The 16,889-nt window shown below is 65.1% G+C and carries 16 protein-coding genes; 10 read left to right on the top strand and 6 right to left on the bottom strand.

Annotated features, from left to right (window positions below; all coding sequences use genetic code 11):
- Window positions 1–129: 129 nt before the first annotated feature.
- The 4 genes from ACYQ4T_RS05535 to ACYQ4T_RS05520 all read right to left on the bottom strand — a co-directional run bounded on the left by ACYQ4T_RS05535 (window position 130) and on the right by ACYQ4T_RS05520 (window position 5,029).
- On the bottom strand, window positions 130–2,553 hold the full coding sequence (locus tag ACYQ4T_RS05535) for an aerobic carbon-monoxide dehydrogenase large subunit (RefSeq protein WP_459851278.1): 2,424 nt from the start codon (window positions 2,551–2,553) through the stop codon (window positions 130–132).
- A complete protein-coding gene (locus ACYQ4T_RS05530) occupies window positions 2,550–3,044 on the bottom strand; it encodes a (2Fe-2S)-binding protein (protein ID WP_459851277.1) in 495 nt (164 codons plus the stop codon). The genes ACYQ4T_RS05535 and ACYQ4T_RS05530 overlap by 4 nt, the downstream gene beginning before the upstream one ends.
- Before the next feature lie 12 nt (window positions 3,045–3,056).
- Window positions 3,057–3,920: an FAD binding domain-containing protein gene (locus ACYQ4T_RS05525; protein ID WP_459851276.1), complete on the bottom strand. Its 864-nt coding sequence runs from the start codon at window positions 3,918–3,920 to the stop codon at window positions 3,057–3,059.
- A gap of 182 nt (window positions 3,921–4,102) precedes the next feature.
- Window positions 4,103–5,029 carry an AraC family transcriptional regulator gene (locus ACYQ4T_RS05520; RefSeq protein ID WP_459851275.1) on the bottom strand — a complete coding sequence of 309 codons (927 nt, stop codon included), beginning with the start codon at window positions 5,027–5,029 and terminating at the stop codon, window positions 4,103–4,105.
- A gap of 105 nt (window positions 5,030–5,134) precedes the next feature.
- Between ACYQ4T_RS05520 and ACYQ4T_RS05515 the strand changes: the two genes are divergently transcribed.
- Window positions 5,135–6,022, top strand: a complete 888-nt coding sequence (locus tag ACYQ4T_RS05515) for an SDR family oxidoreductase (protein WP_459851274.1) — start codon at window positions 5,135–5,137, stop codon at window positions 6,020–6,022.
- 36 nt (window positions 6,023–6,058) lie between these two features.
- On the opposite strand, the gene ACYQ4T_RS05510 is transcribed toward ACYQ4T_RS05515, so the two are convergent.
- Window positions 6,059–7,207 carry an MHYT domain-containing protein gene (locus ACYQ4T_RS05510; RefSeq protein ID WP_459851273.1) on the bottom strand — a complete coding sequence of 383 codons (1,149 nt, stop codon included), beginning with the start codon at window positions 7,205–7,207 and terminating at the stop codon, window positions 6,059–6,061.
- 294 nt (window positions 7,208–7,501) lie between these two features.
- Here ACYQ4T_RS05510 and ACYQ4T_RS05505 point away from each other — a divergent pair, with 294 nt between their 5' ends.
- From ACYQ4T_RS05505 to ACYQ4T_RS05465, 9 genes are all read left to right on the top strand, one after another.
- Window positions 7,502–8,170, top strand: coding sequence for a hypothetical protein (locus tag ACYQ4T_RS05505; RefSeq protein ID WP_459851272.1), 669 nt, complete (start codon window positions 7,502–7,504; stop codon window positions 8,168–8,170).
- A gap of 86 nt (window positions 8,171–8,256) precedes the next feature.
- Complete coding sequence (locus ACYQ4T_RS05500) at window positions 8,257–8,667, top strand: hypothetical protein (protein ID WP_459851271.1); 411 nt, start codon at window positions 8,257–8,259, stop codon at window positions 8,665–8,667.
- Window positions 8,668–8,737: 70 nt separating this feature from the next.
- Window positions 8,738–9,211 carry a copper chaperone PCu(A)C gene (locus ACYQ4T_RS05495; RefSeq protein WP_459851270.1) on the top strand — a complete coding sequence of 158 codons (474 nt, stop codon included), beginning with the start codon at window positions 8,738–8,740 and terminating at the stop codon, window positions 9,209–9,211.
- 16 nt (window positions 9,212–9,227) lie between these two features.
- Window positions 9,228–9,812: an SCO family protein gene (locus ACYQ4T_RS05490; protein ID WP_459851269.1), complete on the top strand. Its 585-nt coding sequence runs from the start codon at window positions 9,228–9,230 to the stop codon at window positions 9,810–9,812.
- A gap of 286 nt (window positions 9,813–10,098) precedes the next feature.
- The gene (locus ACYQ4T_RS05485) at window positions 10,099–10,419 is read left to right on the top strand and encodes an SH3 domain-containing protein (protein ID WP_459851268.1); all 321 of its coding nucleotides are present in this window, start codon (window positions 10,099–10,101) and stop codon (window positions 10,417–10,419) included.
- 408 nt (window positions 10,420–10,827) lie between these two features.
- Entirely contained in the window at window positions 10,828–12,126 is a 1,299-nt protein-coding gene (locus ACYQ4T_RS05480) for a polyamine ABC transporter substrate-binding protein (RefSeq protein ID WP_459851267.1), read from the top strand.
- 23 nt (window positions 12,127–12,149) lie between these two features.
- On the top strand, window positions 12,150–13,040 hold the full coding sequence (locus ACYQ4T_RS05475) for an ABC transporter permease (RefSeq protein ID WP_459851266.1): 891 nt from the start codon (window positions 12,150–12,152) through the stop codon (window positions 13,038–13,040).
- Window positions 13,037–13,987: an ABC transporter permease gene (locus ACYQ4T_RS05470; protein ID WP_459851265.1), complete on the top strand. Its 951-nt coding sequence runs from the start codon at window positions 13,037–13,039 to the stop codon at window positions 13,985–13,987. The genes ACYQ4T_RS05475 and ACYQ4T_RS05470 overlap by 4 nt, the downstream gene beginning before the upstream one ends.
- A gap of 27 nt (window positions 13,988–14,014) precedes the next feature.
- The gene (locus ACYQ4T_RS05465; RefSeq protein ID WP_459851264.1) at window positions 14,015–15,121 is read left to right on the top strand and encodes an ABC transporter ATP-binding protein; all 1,107 of its coding nucleotides are present in this window, start codon (window positions 14,015–14,017) and stop codon (window positions 15,119–15,121) included.
- On the opposite strand, the gene ybaL is transcribed toward ACYQ4T_RS05465, so the two are convergent.
- Window positions 15,118–16,782 carry a YbaL family putative K(+) efflux transporter gene (gene ybaL / locus ACYQ4T_RS05460; protein WP_459851263.1) on the bottom strand — a complete coding sequence of 555 codons (1,665 nt, stop codon included), beginning with the start codon at window positions 16,780–16,782 and terminating at the stop codon, window positions 15,118–15,120. The two genes, ACYQ4T_RS05465 and ybaL, sit on opposite strands and share 4 nt — an antisense overlap.
- Between the last annotated feature and the right edge of the window lie 107 nt (window positions 16,783–16,889).

Here is a 16,889-nt window from a genome sequence, read left to right as displayed (position 1 = left end):
GTGCCCACTAACTCTGCCGTCATCCCGGGACTTGTTCCCGGGATACACGCTTTTCTATCGCGCAGCACCCAAGGCGTGGATCCCGGCGCCTCGCGCCGGGATGACGGAAAGGATGTGCATCCATTTCCGTCACTTCACCAGCCCCAGCTTCTGCGCCGTCTTCCAGACCCGCCAGTGATCATGCGGCATCTGGGTATGCGTGAGGCCGAGATGGGCGAAGGCATCGCAGACGGCATTGGAGAAGGCCGAGACGCCGCCGACGTTGGGCGACTCACCGACACCCTTGGCACCGATCGGATGATGCGGCGACGGGGTCACGGTGTAGTCGGTCTCCCAGACCGGCGTCTCCACCGCGGTCGGCAGGAAGTAGTCGAGGAAGCTCGACCCCGTCACGTTGCCGACCTCGTCATAGGCGATCTCCTGGCCCATGGCGATGGCCAGCGCCTCCGTGAGACCACCATGCACCTGGCCCTCGATGATCATCGGGTTAATCCGGGTGCCGCAATCGTCCAGCGCATAGAAGCGGCGGATCGACGTGACGCCGGTATCGACATCGACGTCGGCGACGCAGATATAGGCACCGAACGGATAGGTCATGTTCGGCGGGTCGTAATAGCTCACCGCCTCGAGGCCCGGCTCGATGCCCGGGATCGCCTTGTTATAGGCGGCGAAGGCGATCTCCTTCATGGTCTTGAAGCGGTCGGGGGCGCCCTTGACCTGGAAGCGATCGACATCCCATTCGAGGTCGCTGTCATGCACCTCGAGCAGATAGGCGGCAATCATCTGCGCCTTGGCGCGGATCTTCCGCCCGGCCATCGCCGTCGCCGCACCGGCGACCGGCGTCGAGCGCGAGCCGTAGGTGCCAAGGCCATACGGCGCCGTGTCGGTGTCGCCCTCCTCCACCGTGATATCCGAGGCCGGCAGGCCGATCTCGGTCGCCAGGATCTGGGCGAAGGTCGTGGCATGGCCCTGGCCCTGGCTGATCGTGCCCAGCCGTGCGATGGCACTCCCCGTCGGATGGATGCGGATTTCGCAGCTGTCGAACATGCCGAGGCCCAGGATGTCGCAGTTCTTCACGGGGCCGGCGCCGACGATCTCGGTGAAGAAGGCGACGCCGATGCCCATCAGGCTGCGGGTCTTGCCGGCGGCGAAGTCCGCGCGGTTCTGTTTCTGCTCCGCACGCAGGCCCTTGTAATCGACGGCGGCCAGCGCCTTGTCCAGCGCGGTGTCGTAGTCGCCGCTGTCGTATTCCCAGCCCAGCGCCGACTTGTAGGGGAACTGCGCCTTCTTGATGAAGTTCTTCCGTCGCAGCTCGGCCGGATCCATGTTCAGCTTGCGGGCCAGCACATCCATCATGCGCTCGATGAAGTAGCTGGCCTCGGTCACGCGGAAGGAGCAGCGATAGGCGACGCCGCCCGGCGCCTTGTTGGTGTAGACGCCATCCACGGAGAGGAATGCCGTGGGGATGTCGTAGGAGCCGGTGCAGATGTTGAAGAAGCCGGCCGGGAACTTGGTGGGATCGGCGCAGGCATCGAAGGCGCCATGGTCGGCGATCACGTGGCACTTCAGGCCGGTGATGCGGCCGTCCTTGGTCGCGGCGATCTCGCCGGTCATGTGGTAGTCGCGGGCGAAGGCGGTCGCGGTCAGATTCTCGATCCGGTCCTCGATCCACTTCACCGGCACGCCGAGCACGATCGAGGCGACGATGGCACAGATATAGCCGGGATAGACCCCGACCTTGTTGCCGAAGCCACCGCCGATATCCGGCGAGACGATGCGGATTTTATGCTCCGGAATGCCGGAGATGAGAGACGCCACGGTACGCACCGCATGCGGCGCCTGGAAAGTGCCCCAGACGGTCAGGTGGCTGTTGATCTTGTCCATCGAGGCCACGCAGCCGCAGGTCTCCAGCGGACAGGGATGGACCCGCTGGTAGGAGATGAACTCCCTCGCCACCACCTCGGCGCCGGCGAGGGCCTTGTCGGTGGCCGCGGCGTCGCCGACTTCCCAGGTGAAGATGTGGTTGTGGTGCCGGCGTGCGCCGTGGGCGCCTTCTTTTTTGTCCTTGATGTCCTCGCGCAGCAGGGGCGCATTCGCGTCCATGGCCTTGAGAGGATCGATGAGCGCCGGCAGCTCTTCATACTCGACCTCGATCAGCTCGACCGCGTCGGCCGCGATGTAGCGGTCGGTGGCGACGACGAAGGCGACTTCCTGGTTCTGGAACAGCACCTTGTCGACCGCCAGCACCGCCTGCACGTCGCCGGCGAGGGTCGGCATGTAATGGAGGTTGAGCGGTTTCAGGTCGTCGGCGGTCAGTACCGCCTTGACGCCGGGCAGCGCCAGCGCCTTCGACTTGTCGATCTTCTTGATGCGGGCGTGGCCATAAGGCGAGCGGACGAAATCGCCGAACACCATGCCGGGCAGCTTCATGTCGTCGACATACTTGCCCTTGCCCTGGGTGAAGCGGGCATCCTCGACGCGCTTCCGCTTGCACCCCAAACCCTCGAGCTTGGCGGTGCGTTCTTCAACGCTGGTTCCATCGGCGGCGCTCATTCTGCGGCCTCCTTCTTGCCGGAAAGCTGGTCCGCGGCGGCGCGGATCGCCTTCACGATGTTCTGGTATCCGGTGCAGCGGCAGAGATTGCCGGCGATGCCGTGGCGGATCTCGGTCTCGGATGGATCGGGGTTCTCCTGCAGCAGCCGGTACGCTCGGGTGATCATGCCCGGCGTGCAGAAGCCGCATTGCAACCCGTGATGCTCGCGGAACATCTCCTGCAGAACGTGCAGGGTGCCGTCGGCATTGGCGATGCCTTCGATCGTCGTCACCTTGGCGCCGTTGGCCTGTGCCACGAAGACGGTGCAGGCCTTCACCGACTTGCCGTTGAGATCGACGGTGCAGGCGCCGCAATGGCTGGTGTCGCAGCCGACATGCGGTCCGGTCAGCGAGAGCTGCTCGCGCAGGAAATGGATCAGCAGGGTCCTGGGCTCGGCGAGGGCTTCGACCTCGCCGCCATTGACCGTCATCTTCACATGCATCTTGGACATGAGCTCCCTCCCCTAGCGCGCGCGCTTGGCGGCGGCTTCGATCGCGCGCCGCACCATCACGCCCGCCACCGATTTGCGGAAGTCGACCGGGCCGCGCGCATCCTTGGAAGGCTGCGCAATGCCGACGGCAGCCGCGACCGCCTTGTCGATCGCCGCGGCATCGAGGCTCGTGCCGACCAGGGCGGCGCCGGCAGCCTCGGCGAAAAGGGCGGTGTCGCCGACATTGGTGAGCGCGACGGCGGCGCTGGCGCATTTTCCGCCGGACAGGGTCAGCACCACGGCCGCGGCGGCGGTCGCATAGTCCCCGATCTTGCGCTTCTGCTTTATGTAGGCGCTGCCGTGGCCGACCGGCGGCTTCGGGATGCGGATCGCGGTGAGGATGTCGCCGTCCTTGAGCTCGGTCGCGTAGGCGCCGTGATAGAAACTGCGCGCCTTGATCTCGCGGGCGCCGCCCGGGCCCTTCACCAGGTAGACTGCGTCGAGCGCCAGCATGACCGCCGGCATGTCGTTGCCGGGATCGCCGTTGGCGACATTGCCGCCCAAGGTGCCGCAATAGCGGATCTGCGGATCGGCAATCTGCTCGGCGGTTTCCTTCAGGATTGGGATCGCGGCGGCCAGCGCAGCGGACTGGATCACTTCGCGCTGCGTGGTCATGGCCCCAATCTCGACCGCGGCGCCGCTGTCCTTGATGCCCTTCAAGGTGGCGATGTCCTGCAGATCGACCAGGTGGCCGGGCTGGGCGAGGCGCAGCTTCATCATCGGGATCAGGCTGTGGCCGCCGGCGACCACCCGGGCCTCGTCGCCATGCTGGGCGAGGAGCTTCAGGGCATCGTCGAGGCTCGACGGGCGGTGATAGTCGAAGGTGGCAGGTATCATGGTCTCCTCCCCTGGTCTTCTCGTTGCCAAGACCTTGATCCCACGGGAGAAGCGGCGCGCGGCCGAAGTGACCATTTCCGCCCGATCTGCACGAAATGCAGATTTCCTGCACGAATGGCGGCGCGAATCCGCTCGGTGGTTTAACGCCGAACTCGAGCCAATCTACACGATGGTGTAAAGCCTCAGGAGATCGTGGGGAGACTGGCCGTCTCGCGGCCGTAGCGCCGGGGTGCGCTGCCCATGACGCGCTTGAAGGCGGTGCTGAAGGCGCTCTCGGACTCATAGCCCAGCGAGAGGGCGATGGCGGAGACGGATTCGCCGGTATGGGCCAGCCGGTCGCCGGCCAGCAGCATGCGCCAGCGGGTGAGATAGTCCATCGGCGCCGACCCGACCGTCTGCTTGAATTTGAGCGCGAAGCTTGAGCGCGACATGCCCGCCTCGGATGCGAGCTCGTTCAAGGTCCAGCGTCGCGCCGGATCGGCATGCATCGCGCCGATCGCCGCCCCCATCTGCCTATCGGCGAGCGCGAACAGCCAGCCCACCCCGCCGCGCGGGCCTTCGGCCATGTGCATGCGCAGCGCCTGGATCAGCATCAGGTGGGCGAGATGCTGCGCCACCAGGAAACTGCCGGGCCGCGGCTCGCGCAGCTCCTGCATCATGCGCTCGACCGACCAGCGCAGGGCCGCCTGGTCGGATTCCTTATTGATATGGACGATCGGCGGCATCATCGCCATCAGGATACCGGCATGGGCGCCGCTCAAGGTGAAGCGGCTGCCGACCAGGAAGACATCGCCGCCCCCGTTATAGGTGACGACGCCGCCGGCGCGCGGCGGCGGGAACACGGTGCTCGCTTCGACCGGCGGCACATCGAGACGGCTGGCGAGGCGGAAGGCACGTCCGCCCGGCAACAGAAAGCAATCGCCGCCTTCCAGGCGCACCGGGTCAACGACGCCTTCGACGGCGAGAAAGCAGCCGCCGGACATGACCGCGTAGCACTTGATGCCGATGTTGCCGGGGAAGGCGATGGCCCAGTCGCCGCCGGCGTCGAACCCCGCCGAGACATGGCTCTGCGGCTTCAGGAGGGAGAGGACGTCGGACAGCGGATCCATGGCCATTTTTGGACGGTTGCGAATATATAGCAGACTACAGCGCATAGATCGTCCGAGAGCAACGCTGTATCTGTCCTGGCATCGCAATCAATCCGGAGCTTCTCCATGCGGGTTTTCGTCACCGGCGCCACCGGCTTTGTCGGCTCTGCCGTCGTGCAGGAATTGATCGAATCCGGCCACGCGGTGATTGGCCTGGTCCGGTCGGATGCCGGCGCGAAGGCGCTGGCCGCGACCGGCGCCACGGTGCATCGCGGCGACGTGCAGGATCTCAACAGCCTCCAGAGCGGCGCAGCACAAGCCGACGCCGTGATCCACACCGCCTTCATTCACGATTTCACAAAGTTCAAGGAAAGCTGCGAGATCGACCGGCGAGCGATCGCCGCCATGGGCGAAACGCTTGCCGGTTCATCGAAACCCCTGATCGTCACCAGCGGGACGGGATTGCTGCCCTCGGGTCGGCGCACGACCGAGGAAGATACGCCGGGTGAAGGCTTGCCGCGCGTCGCCACCGAAGAAGCCGCGGCGGGCGTTCAAGCCCGCGGCGTCAATGTCTCGGTGATGCGCTTGCCGCCGTCCGTGCATGGCGATGGTGATCATGGCTTCGTGCCGATGCTGATTGCGATGGCGCACGAGAAGGGCGCCTCCGCTTACATCGGCGACGGAAACAATCGCTGGGGCGCGGTGCATCGGCTCGATGCCGCGCGGCTCTATCGCCTGGTGCTGGAGAGGGGCAACGGGCCTGCGCGCTACCACGCGACGGCCGAGGAGGGCGTTCCGTTCAAGGAAATCGCCGGCGTGATCGGCCGTCGGCTCGGCTTGCCGGTGGTTTCGAAGTCACCCGAAGAGGCGCAAGCGCATTTCACCTGGTTCGCGCATTTCGCCGCGTTGGACAATCGCGCCTCGAGCGCAAGGACACGGGCAATAACCGGCTGGGAACCGACCGGGCCGGGGCTGATCGCGGACATCGATCGGGATGCCTATTTCAAGAAGTGACTGTCACCGTCGGCGCGAGGCCCGCGGGGGCTGCTGTTATATCCCGAGCGCCTTGCGCACCTCGGGGACATGGCCGCGGCTCACCGGGACGAGATTGTCCTCGGGGCCGGGAACAACGAGGAAGACCTTGTCGTGCTTCCGCTGGAAGGCGCGGGCGTGTTCCAGGTTGACGAGGAAGCTCCGATGGGTGCGCAGGAAATTGCGGCCGGCGACGGCCTCCTCGACCCGCGAGATCGACCAGGGGCAGAAGTGACTCTCCTGTCCTTCATAGAGCCGCGTGTAATGGCCCTCGGCCTGGATCGCGGTCACCCGGTTGGCGTCGACGAAGAAGGTCAGACCGCCCTGCTCGTATGGCAGGCGCAGTCGCTCCTGCGTATCGGCCGCCGTCCGTGGCACTGTGGCATGCGGCAATGCCCGCGGTTCCGGTGCCGCGAAGGCCGCGGAGATCGGCGCGCCGGCGGGCGCGGCGATCCAGCCAGCGGCCGGTAAAGGCAAGGCGGTCAGCAGGAAGAGACCGCAAACGACGAAAGCGGCGAGTGCGACGATCAGGGCGAGGTAGCTGTCCTGGATCGTCGGCTGCGCCAGAGCGACCAGCTCGCTGACCGGTATGAAGCGAGTGAAGGCCATGGCGGTGTAGTGCATGCTGGAGATCGTGATCCCGAGCAGCACCGCGGCAAGGCTGAGCTGAAGCAACGTGCGGCGACGATAGGCGATCTGCACCACGGCGATCGACGACAGGATCGCGATCCCGGAAGAAAGCAGGATTCCCGCCGATCCGTATTCGACCAGGCAGTTCCCGGCGATCGCGCGCATACCGATATAGTGCATGGTCACGATGCCGAGGCCGATCAGGGTACCGGAGACGGCGGTGCGCCATAGCTTGCGCGCCCCCATATGCACGAAGGAGAGGCCGAGCCCGGTGATCAGGATCGATACCAATACCGAGCTCAAAGTGTTGAGCGCGTCGTAGCTGATGGAGACCGGCAGGCGAAGCGAGAGCATGCCGACGAAATGCATCGACCAGATGCCACCGCCGAGCGCACAGGCGGCCTCGGCGATTCGCAGGCGCCGTGCCGGCATCGGGAGCGCGCTCAGATCGCCCGCGAGGCGCAAGCCCGTGAAGGACGCCATGATGGCAACCAGAACCGAGGCCGCCACCATCATCGGATCGTAAGAAAACAGCATTCCCGTCCCGTCGCGGCCTGCCGTCCGGTGACTTTTCCAGAAAGCCGATTTCCAAGGCTGGGGCAGGTCCTTGGCGACCGAGTCTGGCGAAGGGAGGATGCCAAATCAAGGGCGCGGTGCTGTGGATAACTTGGGATCCGGATCGTCTCAAAACCGGGTGATGACAGCCAAATGCGTGGACTCTGACGGCCTGGGACGCTATGCCCTTCCCGCAGTGATTTGGCAGGCCCTGGCGACGCATTAAGGGCTGAGCAATCGCTTTTGCCGCTAATGGCGTAACTTGCAGGGGATCCCATGCGCGCATTCCTGTTCGCGATCGCAGTTCTTTCGATTTTCGGCTTCGCCAACGTTGGGTTCTCGGGCACGGCCTCGGCCGCCTGCACCACCTCAGAGCACGTGACGCCCAGCCGGGCGGAACATGTCATCAAGGCCGAAGAATGCCTTTGGACGACCGACACGCGATACATCTTGTTCATGCACAAGGACGGCACCCTCGACCTCAAAGACGAGCGGTACCCCGGCAAACCCGTCCTTTGGGAAGCCAATATCCCGCAGCCGCAGCCGGGCAGCGTGGCCGTGCTGATGAACGACGGCAGCTTCGTCGTGAAGAGCCCCAGCGGCGCCGAGTTGTGGCGCGCTCCGACGAAGGGCAAAGGCGTGGGCAACTACTATCTGACGCTCGGCAAGAAGGGTCGCGTCGAACTCTATAGCGGCAGCGGTCGATCGGATCCCAACCAGGCGCTGGTCTGGGGCTCCGAGGACAACCAGGCGAGCGACCGCAACGGCGAATGCCAGTGCCATATCACCAACACTGACGGCTCGCCGGGCAAGACCACGGGTGACCAGTTCAGCGTCTGCGGCCTGATGGTCTGCCGCAGCACCTGCGCCGCCAAGAAGGACTATTTCGGCGACGCGCTGATCGGCACCTACAAGCACGGCAGCGGCAAGTGCAAGGCGTTCTGATCGCCGGGGCTCAGCTCGCAAACGCTTGATAAAGCGCGGCAAAGCGTCAGCTTGCCGCGCTTTTCTTTGCGTGCCATAGAGTTGTCATGGTCCGGCGCGGCGGCTTTCAGGGATTGAGACAGCGCGGGGCGGTGCTCGGCGCCGTTCTCGCTTTCGCCCTGTTGCTCAATGCCTTCGCCGCCGCCGCCTTCAACCTGCAGGCGGTCGCCGCCGCGCTCGACCCCCTGACCGAAGCGGCCACCTGCGATACCTCGGGCAACGCTCCCGCCGGTGATCCGGTCCGGCATCAAAACCAGCATCAGCCGGATTGCACTCTCTGCAGCGCCGCCTGCCCGATGGGCGGCATGGCGCAGGCACCGGATGGCGGTGGCGCGGTGGCTTTGCCCCCGCCCTCCGCTTTCGTCCTGCGGGACGCCGTGGATCGGCACGCGCCAGTCAATCCGGCAAGTGTGTATCTCTCCGACGCCGACGCCCAGGCGCCGCCGGGGATCGGCTGAGCGCCTTTCACCTCCCACTTCCAATTCACGCGTGCGTTCCACTCCGCGCACCTATTTGAAAGACCTGAACATGCGTATTCTGCGCGCTCTTCTCATCCTCTCCTGCATCGGCTTCGGCGCCGTGGCCGCCTGGGCTCATGAGTTCAAAATCGGCGATCTCGAGATCGTCCATCCCTGGGCGCGAGCGACGCTCAAAGGCAGCGACGTCGCCGACGGCTTCATGAAGATCATCAACCATGGCAGCACGCCTGATCGCCTGCTGTCCGTGACCGTGGAATTTGCCAAGGCGGGCCAGATCCACGAGATGAAGATGGACGGCGACGTGATGAAGATGCAGGAGCTGACCGAGGGCCTGGAGATTCCGGCCGGCGCCACGGTCGAGCTGAAGCCGAAGTCGCTGCACCTCATGTTCATGGGCGTGAATCAGGAACTGCTGCCCGACACGATGATGGACGGCGAACTCACCTTCGAGAAAGCCGGCAAGGTGAAGATTGAGTTCATGATCGAGCCGGCCGGCACCGGCCATTCCATGGACAATATGTGAGCGGGGAGCTGCAGCGATGACGCGCCGCATCATCCCGATCCTGATTGTCGTCGTCGCGATTTCGGCTGCGGCGCTCGGCTATCTCTATCTCAACCAGGGTGCCGGCGGCCCCGCGGCGGTGCCGATCGGCGGGCCGATCCGCCTCACCGACCAGGACGGCAAACCGTTCGATTCCGCGAGCCTCGCCGGCAAACCCTACGCCGTTTTCTTCGGCTTCACCCATTGTCCCGATGCCTGCCCGACCACCCTGTCGGAGATGGCCCGGACCGAGGACGAGATCGGCGCGCCGGCGAAGGAGCTGACCACCCTGTTCATCACCGTCGATCCGGAACGCGACACCCCGGCCGTGCTGAAGGAGTACATCTCGAACTTCAACGGCAACACCGTGGCGCTGTCCGGCACGCCCGAACAGGTCGCCGAGGTCGCGAAGGCCTTTCGGGTCTATTACAAGAAAGTCCCGACCTCCGACGGCGGCTACACCATGGACCACACCGCCGTGCTTTACCTGATGAACCGCGAAGGCAAGTTCGCCGATGTGATCTCCTATACCGAGGAGCATGAGCGGTTCGTCACGAAGATCAAGAAGCTGCTGGAGGAATGACACCTCTGAGATCGTCATGCCCGGGTGAAATCGTCATGCCCGGGCTCGACCCGGGCATCTGTCTCCGACGTCACGAGATCGCCGGGTCACGCCCGGCGATGACGCAAGTGGGGAGCAGCAACATGACAATCGCCCGTTACCTGACGCGTCTGTAACGGCGCGTTGCGCAGCTTGGGCGTGTCACCGTTGGTTACACGAAAGTCTTCAAGACGCCCGCCGGCATGCTGGACGGAATCACGGCGCGGGCGGAGTGTTTGAATCGGGTTCAACCGAGGAGAATACGCCCATGAAGAAAATCATCTCTCTCTCCGCCGCCGCGATCCTGGCGGCGATGCTGACCGGCGCGGCGCAGGCCGCGTCGCCGCAAGCGCCCGCTTCGGCCGGCAACGCGCCGGTCGTCGTCCAAGCCGCCCAGGTCGCCATGGTGGTCTCGCACAGCACCGCCCATATCCGAAAGGACCCGAACACCAAGAGCCCGGTGCTGGCCACCTTGAAGAAGGGGGCCAAGGTCGACGTCATCGCCAAGACGCCCGATGGCAAATGGGCCCATGTGAAGAGCGGGAAGGTCGACGGCTATATCGCCCTCTCGCTCCTGAAGGCGGCCTGAGGCTGCGTCACCCGCGGGCTCGCCCTGCGGGTCTGGCGCCCCCTGCGTGAAATGCCCGGGGCAACCCCGGGCATGACGCCGAGGGAACGGCCGTGGCGGTTTAAACAATTTCCCTGAAGCCAAGGTGACTTAGCGGATGTGAGTTAAGTCTCTGAACCTATTCGCTTTGTGCGCAGAAGTCACTTGTGCCCGATTCCACCCCTGTCTACGCTTTTCCGGACGGCCGGCAATGGGAAGGCCGTGTCGCAAGCCAGCATAACCTGTCGCCAGGCGTCATCTATCGACGCTCCCGAAAGAGCGAGCATGGTCTGAAGTTGAATGAACGTTCAGAATCTCAGATACTGGGCGGAATAAAACCAGCGCGGCTCCGGTATGAAGCGGCGCGAATGAATAAACAGGGAGAAGACGATGAAGGACCGGGATTCGAAGATTCAAACCATCATGACCGGCTATCGGCGCGGCTTCCTCTCGCGCCGCGAAGCGCTGCGCGCGCTGGGAGCCATCGGACTGGCCGCCGGAGCCGCACCGCTGCTCGACTTCGCCGCATTGGCGGATGAGGCCGGCAAACAGACGGGACCGGGCGGCATTCCCCTCTCCCGCCCCGACAAGCCGGTAACGCTGCCGCTGACCATGGACCCGATCAAGAGCGGCCTCGAGCCCGAAAAGGGCCCGTTCCACATCTTCAACTACCAGGACTATATCGACCAGGTTTCGGTCATCGACACCTTCTCGAAGAAATACGGGGTCGAGGTGGTGCTGACCACCTTCGACAGCATGGACCAGGCGATCACCCGTCTCGCCAGCGGCACGGTCGAATGCGACGCCACCAACATCACACCGGACCGCCTGGCGCAAGGCGTCGCCGGCAAGCTGCTGCAGCCGATCAACCACAGCTACGTGCCGAACCTGGAGAAGAACATCTTCAAGTCGTTGACCAACCCGTTCTACGACCAGGGTTCGCAGTATTCGGTGCCGTACAACCTCTATTCGACCGGCATCGGCTGGCGCACCGACAAGGTGAAGACGGATATTGGTGCGCTGGAGAATCCCTGGTCGATCTTCTGGGATGCCAAGTCCAGCGAATACAGCGGCTATACCGGCATCATGGACGATGCGCGTGAATCGCTCGGCATGGCGATGCTCTATCGCGGCCAGTTCGACGTGAACACGGAAGACGCGGCCGAGCTCGAGAAGGCGCTGGCGGATCTGAAGGCGACGGTTCCGATCTCCAACCCGAAGATCAACATCACGCAGTACCAGACGCTGGCAGACGGCAGTTCCTGGATTCACCAGGCCTGGTCAGGCGACATGCTCGGCGCCGTCATCAGCTACTGGCCTGAAGGCCAGGACAAGTCGATCATCAAGTATTGGTGGCCGGGCAAGGGCAAGGGCGTCACCCAGAACGACTGCTGGGCGGTCCTGGCCAAGGCGAAGAACCCGGTGCTGGGGCATCTCTGGCTCAACCACATCTGCGATGCCGAGGTGGCCTACAACAACACGGTGAACTACACCGGCTACCAGCCGGCGCAGAAGTCGTTCAATGCCGACGAGCTGATCAAGGCGGAAATCCTGCCGGAGCAGCTGAAGAACATCATCCTGACCGAGGAGGACGTCGGCGCCGGCTCGCTGCAATACTGCGCGCTGACGCCGAACGGCCAGGCGATGTGGCAGGACGCCTACGCCAAGTTCAATTCGGGGTCCGAATAGGCAGCTGATCGGGATCGCTGGGCGTGTACCCGAAATGGCTCTGGCCGGTCTTCGCCGTTCCCGGCGTGGTCTGGCTGATCCTGCTGTTCCTGGTTCCTTTCTACGCGGTGATCGGCGTCGCCTTCGGCGGCGTCGACCCCATCTTCCTGACCGCGGTGCCGACCTGGAACCCCCTGGACTGGAATTTCGACGTCCTCGGCAAGACGCTGCAGGGCTTCCTGCCGGGCAACCAGTATTGGAGCGTCTTCCTCCGCACCGTGGTCTATGTCGCGCTGGCGCTGACCGGATCGCTGCTCTTGGGCTATCCGGTCGCCTATTACATCTCGCGCCACGCGAAGCGCACCAAGATGCTGCTGATTGCGCTGATCGTGCTGCCCTTCTGGGTCTCCTACATGATGCGTATGCTGGCCTGGGTGAACCTGTTCTCGCCCAACGGCTTCGTGAACAAGTTCCTGCTCTGGACCAACCTGGTGCAGACGCCGCCGGACTGGCTCGGCGGCAACCATGCCTCGGTGATCCTGGGCCTGATCTACGGCTATATCCCCTATCTCATCCTGCCGCTGCTGGCGGCGCTTGACCGGATCGACCGCAGCGTGTTGGAAGCGGCGCGGGATCTCGGCGCCAGCCCCGCTTCCGCCTTCTTCCACGTGACCTTGCCGCTCTCCAAGCCCGGCATCCTCGGCGCCAGCGTCATCATCGCGCTGCCGATGTTCGGCGACTATTACACGCCGACCATCGTCTCGGGCTCGCCCAAGACCACGATGCTCGGCAACCAGATCGACATCTTCTTCCATGGCGGGCCGCAGCCTTCGGTGGGCGCGTCGCTGACCATGATCCTCTCGGCCTTCCTGGCGGTGCTGATGGCCTATTACATGATCACCATCGCCAGGGCACAGAAGGAGGTGGCGGGATGACGGCCGTCACCGAGAACCCGACCGCGCGCAGGGCGATTGCGGCGCCGACGCCCGTGCAGCGGATCCGCAACTGGATCCTCAATCCCTGGGGCGAGCCGCGGGGCATGGTGCTGATCACCTGGCTCTACATCGTGATCTCGATCGTGCCCGTGATTGTCGCGATCATGTTCTCGTTCAATGCCGGCCGGTCGGTGACCGCCTGGCAGGGCTTCTCGCTCACGCGCTGGTATCTCGACGATCCCCGCTCTTCGGTGGTCAACGATCCCCGGCTGCAACATGCCCTGCTGCAAAGCCTGAAGCTCGCCGGGCTCACCATGCTGATCGCGACACCGCTCGGCGTCATGCTGGCGCTGGGCCTCGCCCGCTGGCGCGGCCGGCTCTCCTCGGCCTCCAATTTCATCATGCTGTTCCCGCTGGTGACGCCGGAGCTGGTGATGGGCGTCTCGCTGTTCCTGGTCTTCACAAAGCTGTTCGACTTCATTCCCCTGGGGACGACGGCGCAGGTGCTGGGGCATGTCACCTTCTCGCTCTCCTATGTGGTGGTGATCGTGCGCGGCCGGCTGTTCTCGATCGGGCGGCAATACGAGGAGGCGGCGGCGGACCTGGGCGCGACACCCTGGGAGACCCTGCGGCTGGTGGTGCTGCCGCTGCTGCTCCCCGCCATCTTCTCCAGCCTGATGATGGTGTTCGCGATCTCGATCGACGATTTCGTGATCAGCGCCTGGCTCTCCTGCGGCTCCAGCTGCGACACGGTGCCGATCCGGGTCTACAGCTCGACCCGCGGCGCGCCGCTGCCGTCGATCAACGCGCTGGCGACCGTGATGGTGGCGATGACCCTGACGGCGATCGGCATCGCCTGGGTTGTGCACCGCTACATGACGCGCGGCGAGCGCAAGAGTGGCAAGCCGGGCGGCATGGGCCAGGCGATGGGCGGCTTTGATCTTTGATGCTTCGATGATTTGCGGGGGTATGACGTGAGCGGCGGCGAAATCGAACTCATCAACCTCAACAAGCATTTCGGCCCGCACCGGGCCGTGGACAACATCAACCTCAAGATCCCGGGCGGCGAGTTCTTCTCGCTGCTGGGATCCTCGGGCTGCGGCAAGACCACGACTTTGCGCATGATCGCCGGCTTCGAGCGGCCGACCAGCGGGCAGATCATCCTCGACGGGCTCGACATGACCGAGACGCCGCCGCACAAGCGCCATGTCAACACCGTGTTCCAGTCCTATGCGCTGTTCCCGCATCTGAACGTATTCGACAACGTCGCCTTCGGCCTGCGGCGCCAGAAGGCCGATGAAACACAGGTGATGCGCCGGGTCGGCGAGGCCCTCGAGCTGGTGCAGCTGACCGGCTTCGAGAAAAGGAAGCCAGCCCAGATGTCCGGCGGTCAGCAGCAGCGCGTGGCCCTGGCGCGGGCGCTGGTGCTCAAGCCCGCGGTGCTACTGCTGGACGAGCCGCTGGGCGCGCTCGACGCGCGCTTGCGGAAGCAGCTGCAGGTCGAGCTCAAGAGCCTCCAGCAGCAGGTCGGCATCACCTTCGTCTACGTCACCCACGACCAGGAAGAGGCGCTCACCATGAGCGACCGGATCGCGGTCATGTCCAACGGCCGGATCGAGCAGGTGGCGCCGCCGGAAGAGATCTACGAGGCGCCGGCCACGGTCTTCGTCGCCGACTTCCTCGGCGTCTCCAACCTGATGGATGCGACGGCGTCGGGCGCGGATGCGACCGGGCGCTGCAAGGTGAAGGTCGGCGGCTTCGACTGCTATGCCGGCCGCGGCAGCGCCAAAGCGACCGGCGCCACCAAGGTGACGATCCGCCCCGAGCGCGTGCGCCTCGAAGCTAAGGGGTCGGGTGGCGAGAACCGCATTCCCGGCACGGTGCAACGCTGGGTCTATCTCGGGAACTCGGTGCAGCTCATCGTCGGGCTCGCCACCGGCGCCAGGATCCAGGCGCTGATGCAGAACACCGGCGAGGAAATCCCCTATCGCGAAGGTACCGAGGTCGCGGTGCACCTGCCGGCGACCGCGCTGCGCATCCTCGAGGACAGCGGCGCCCCGCTCGCCTCCGCCGCCGACTAGGCCTGCACCGGCGCGCGGCGCAGCATTTCCAAAGCGAGCTCGGTCTCGCCGATCACGGTCGCGGTTGCGCCATGGCTGATCAGATGCTGGGCTTCGGCGTCGGAATGGGCGCGGGCAATGATCGGCAAGGTCGGGTTGGCGGCACGCGCCTGTTCGACGATGGCCCCGGCCTCGAAAGCATCCGGCACGGCGACGAACAGGCAGCGCGCGACTTCCGGCCGGGCGGCGGCGAAGACCGCATGGTCGGCGGCATTGCCGTCGATGGTCGCGATCCCGGAAGCGACCAGCGCTTCCAGCGCCTTGTTGCGGGTGTCGATCACCAGGAAGGGTGAGGCTGCCTTGCGCAAGGCCTCGCCGATCACCGAGCCGACCCGGCCGTAGCCGACCAGGATGATGTGATCGCTGAGCTGGGTCGGCGAAATCTCGCGCGCGGTCTTCTCTTCCCCCAGCGCGGCGGCGGTGGCCGCCTTGGCCCGGAAGCGGTCGAGCAGGACGAAGGCGGTGGGGTTGAGCAGGATCGAGATGATCGCCGCGGCGAGGACCAGATCCTGCGCCTCCTTTGTCAGCACGCCGAGCGCGACCCCAAGGCCGGCGAGGATGAAGGAGAACTCGCCGATCTGCGCCAGGCTCGCGGAGATGACCAGCGCCACCTGCGGCTTGTGCCCGAAGGCGCGCACGATGAAGAAGGCGGCGAGCGACTTGCCGACCAGGACGATCGCCAGCGCCCCCAGCAACGGCCAGAGGCTGTCCAGCAGCACCGCCGGATTGAGCAGCATGCCGACCGAGACGAAGAACAGCACCGCGAAGGCGTCGCGCAGCGGCAGGGTCTCCTCGGCGGCGCGGTGGCTCAATTCGGATTCGCTCAACACCATGCCGGCGAAGAAGGCACCCAAGGCAAAGGAGACGCCGAACAAAGCCGCGGCGCCGAAGGCAATGCCGAGCGCAATCGCCAGCACCGCGAGGCGGAACAGTTCGCGCGAACCGGTATGGGCGATGTAGTGCAGGATCCAGGGCACCGCCTTGCGGCCCAGGAGCAACATCACCGCGACGAAGGCGGCGACCTTGCCCAGGGTGATGCCGAGCGTGACACCGACGTCGCCGAGGCTGGGACCGGTGCCTTCGGTGCCGAGGCTGGAGGCGATGCCGGCCAGGGGCGGCAGCAGCACCAAGGTCAGGACCATGAACAGGTCCTCGACGATCAGCCAGCCGACGGCGATCCGGCCTTCCGTGCTCTCGATCAGGCGACGCTCCTGCAAGGCCCGCAACAGCACCACGGTGCTGGCGACCGAGAGCGCCAGGCCGAAGACGATGCCGTTCGAGGTCGGCCAACCCATGACCCAGGCCAGGCCCCAGCCGAGCAGAGTCGCGACCGCGATCTGGCCGATGGCGCCCGGCACGGCGATCGACTTCACCGCCAGCAGGTCCTTCAGCGAGAAATGCAGGCCGACCCCGAACATGAGGAGGATGACGCCGATCTCGGCCAGCTCGGTGATCAGCCCCTGGTCGGCGACGAAGCCCGGCGTGAAGGGGCCGACACAGACGCCCGCCAGCAGATAGCCGACCAGCGGCGAGATCCTGAGCCGCTGCGCCAGCGCGCCCAGGATGAAGGCGAGCACAATGGCGCCGACGATCGCCGCAATCAGGGGGGTATGATGGTCCATCGCTGCCAGAGCTCCGCTTCGGTGGGCCGGAGAAACCTTCTAGCAGATGCGGCGCGGATTCCTAAAAGAAAGGGGGCCGGATGGCCCCCTTTTCCGCACGCGTTCAT

The organism is Dongia sp. agr-C8 (assembly GCF_054658695.1).
This window is presented reverse-complemented; position numbering and strand designations above follow the sequence as displayed.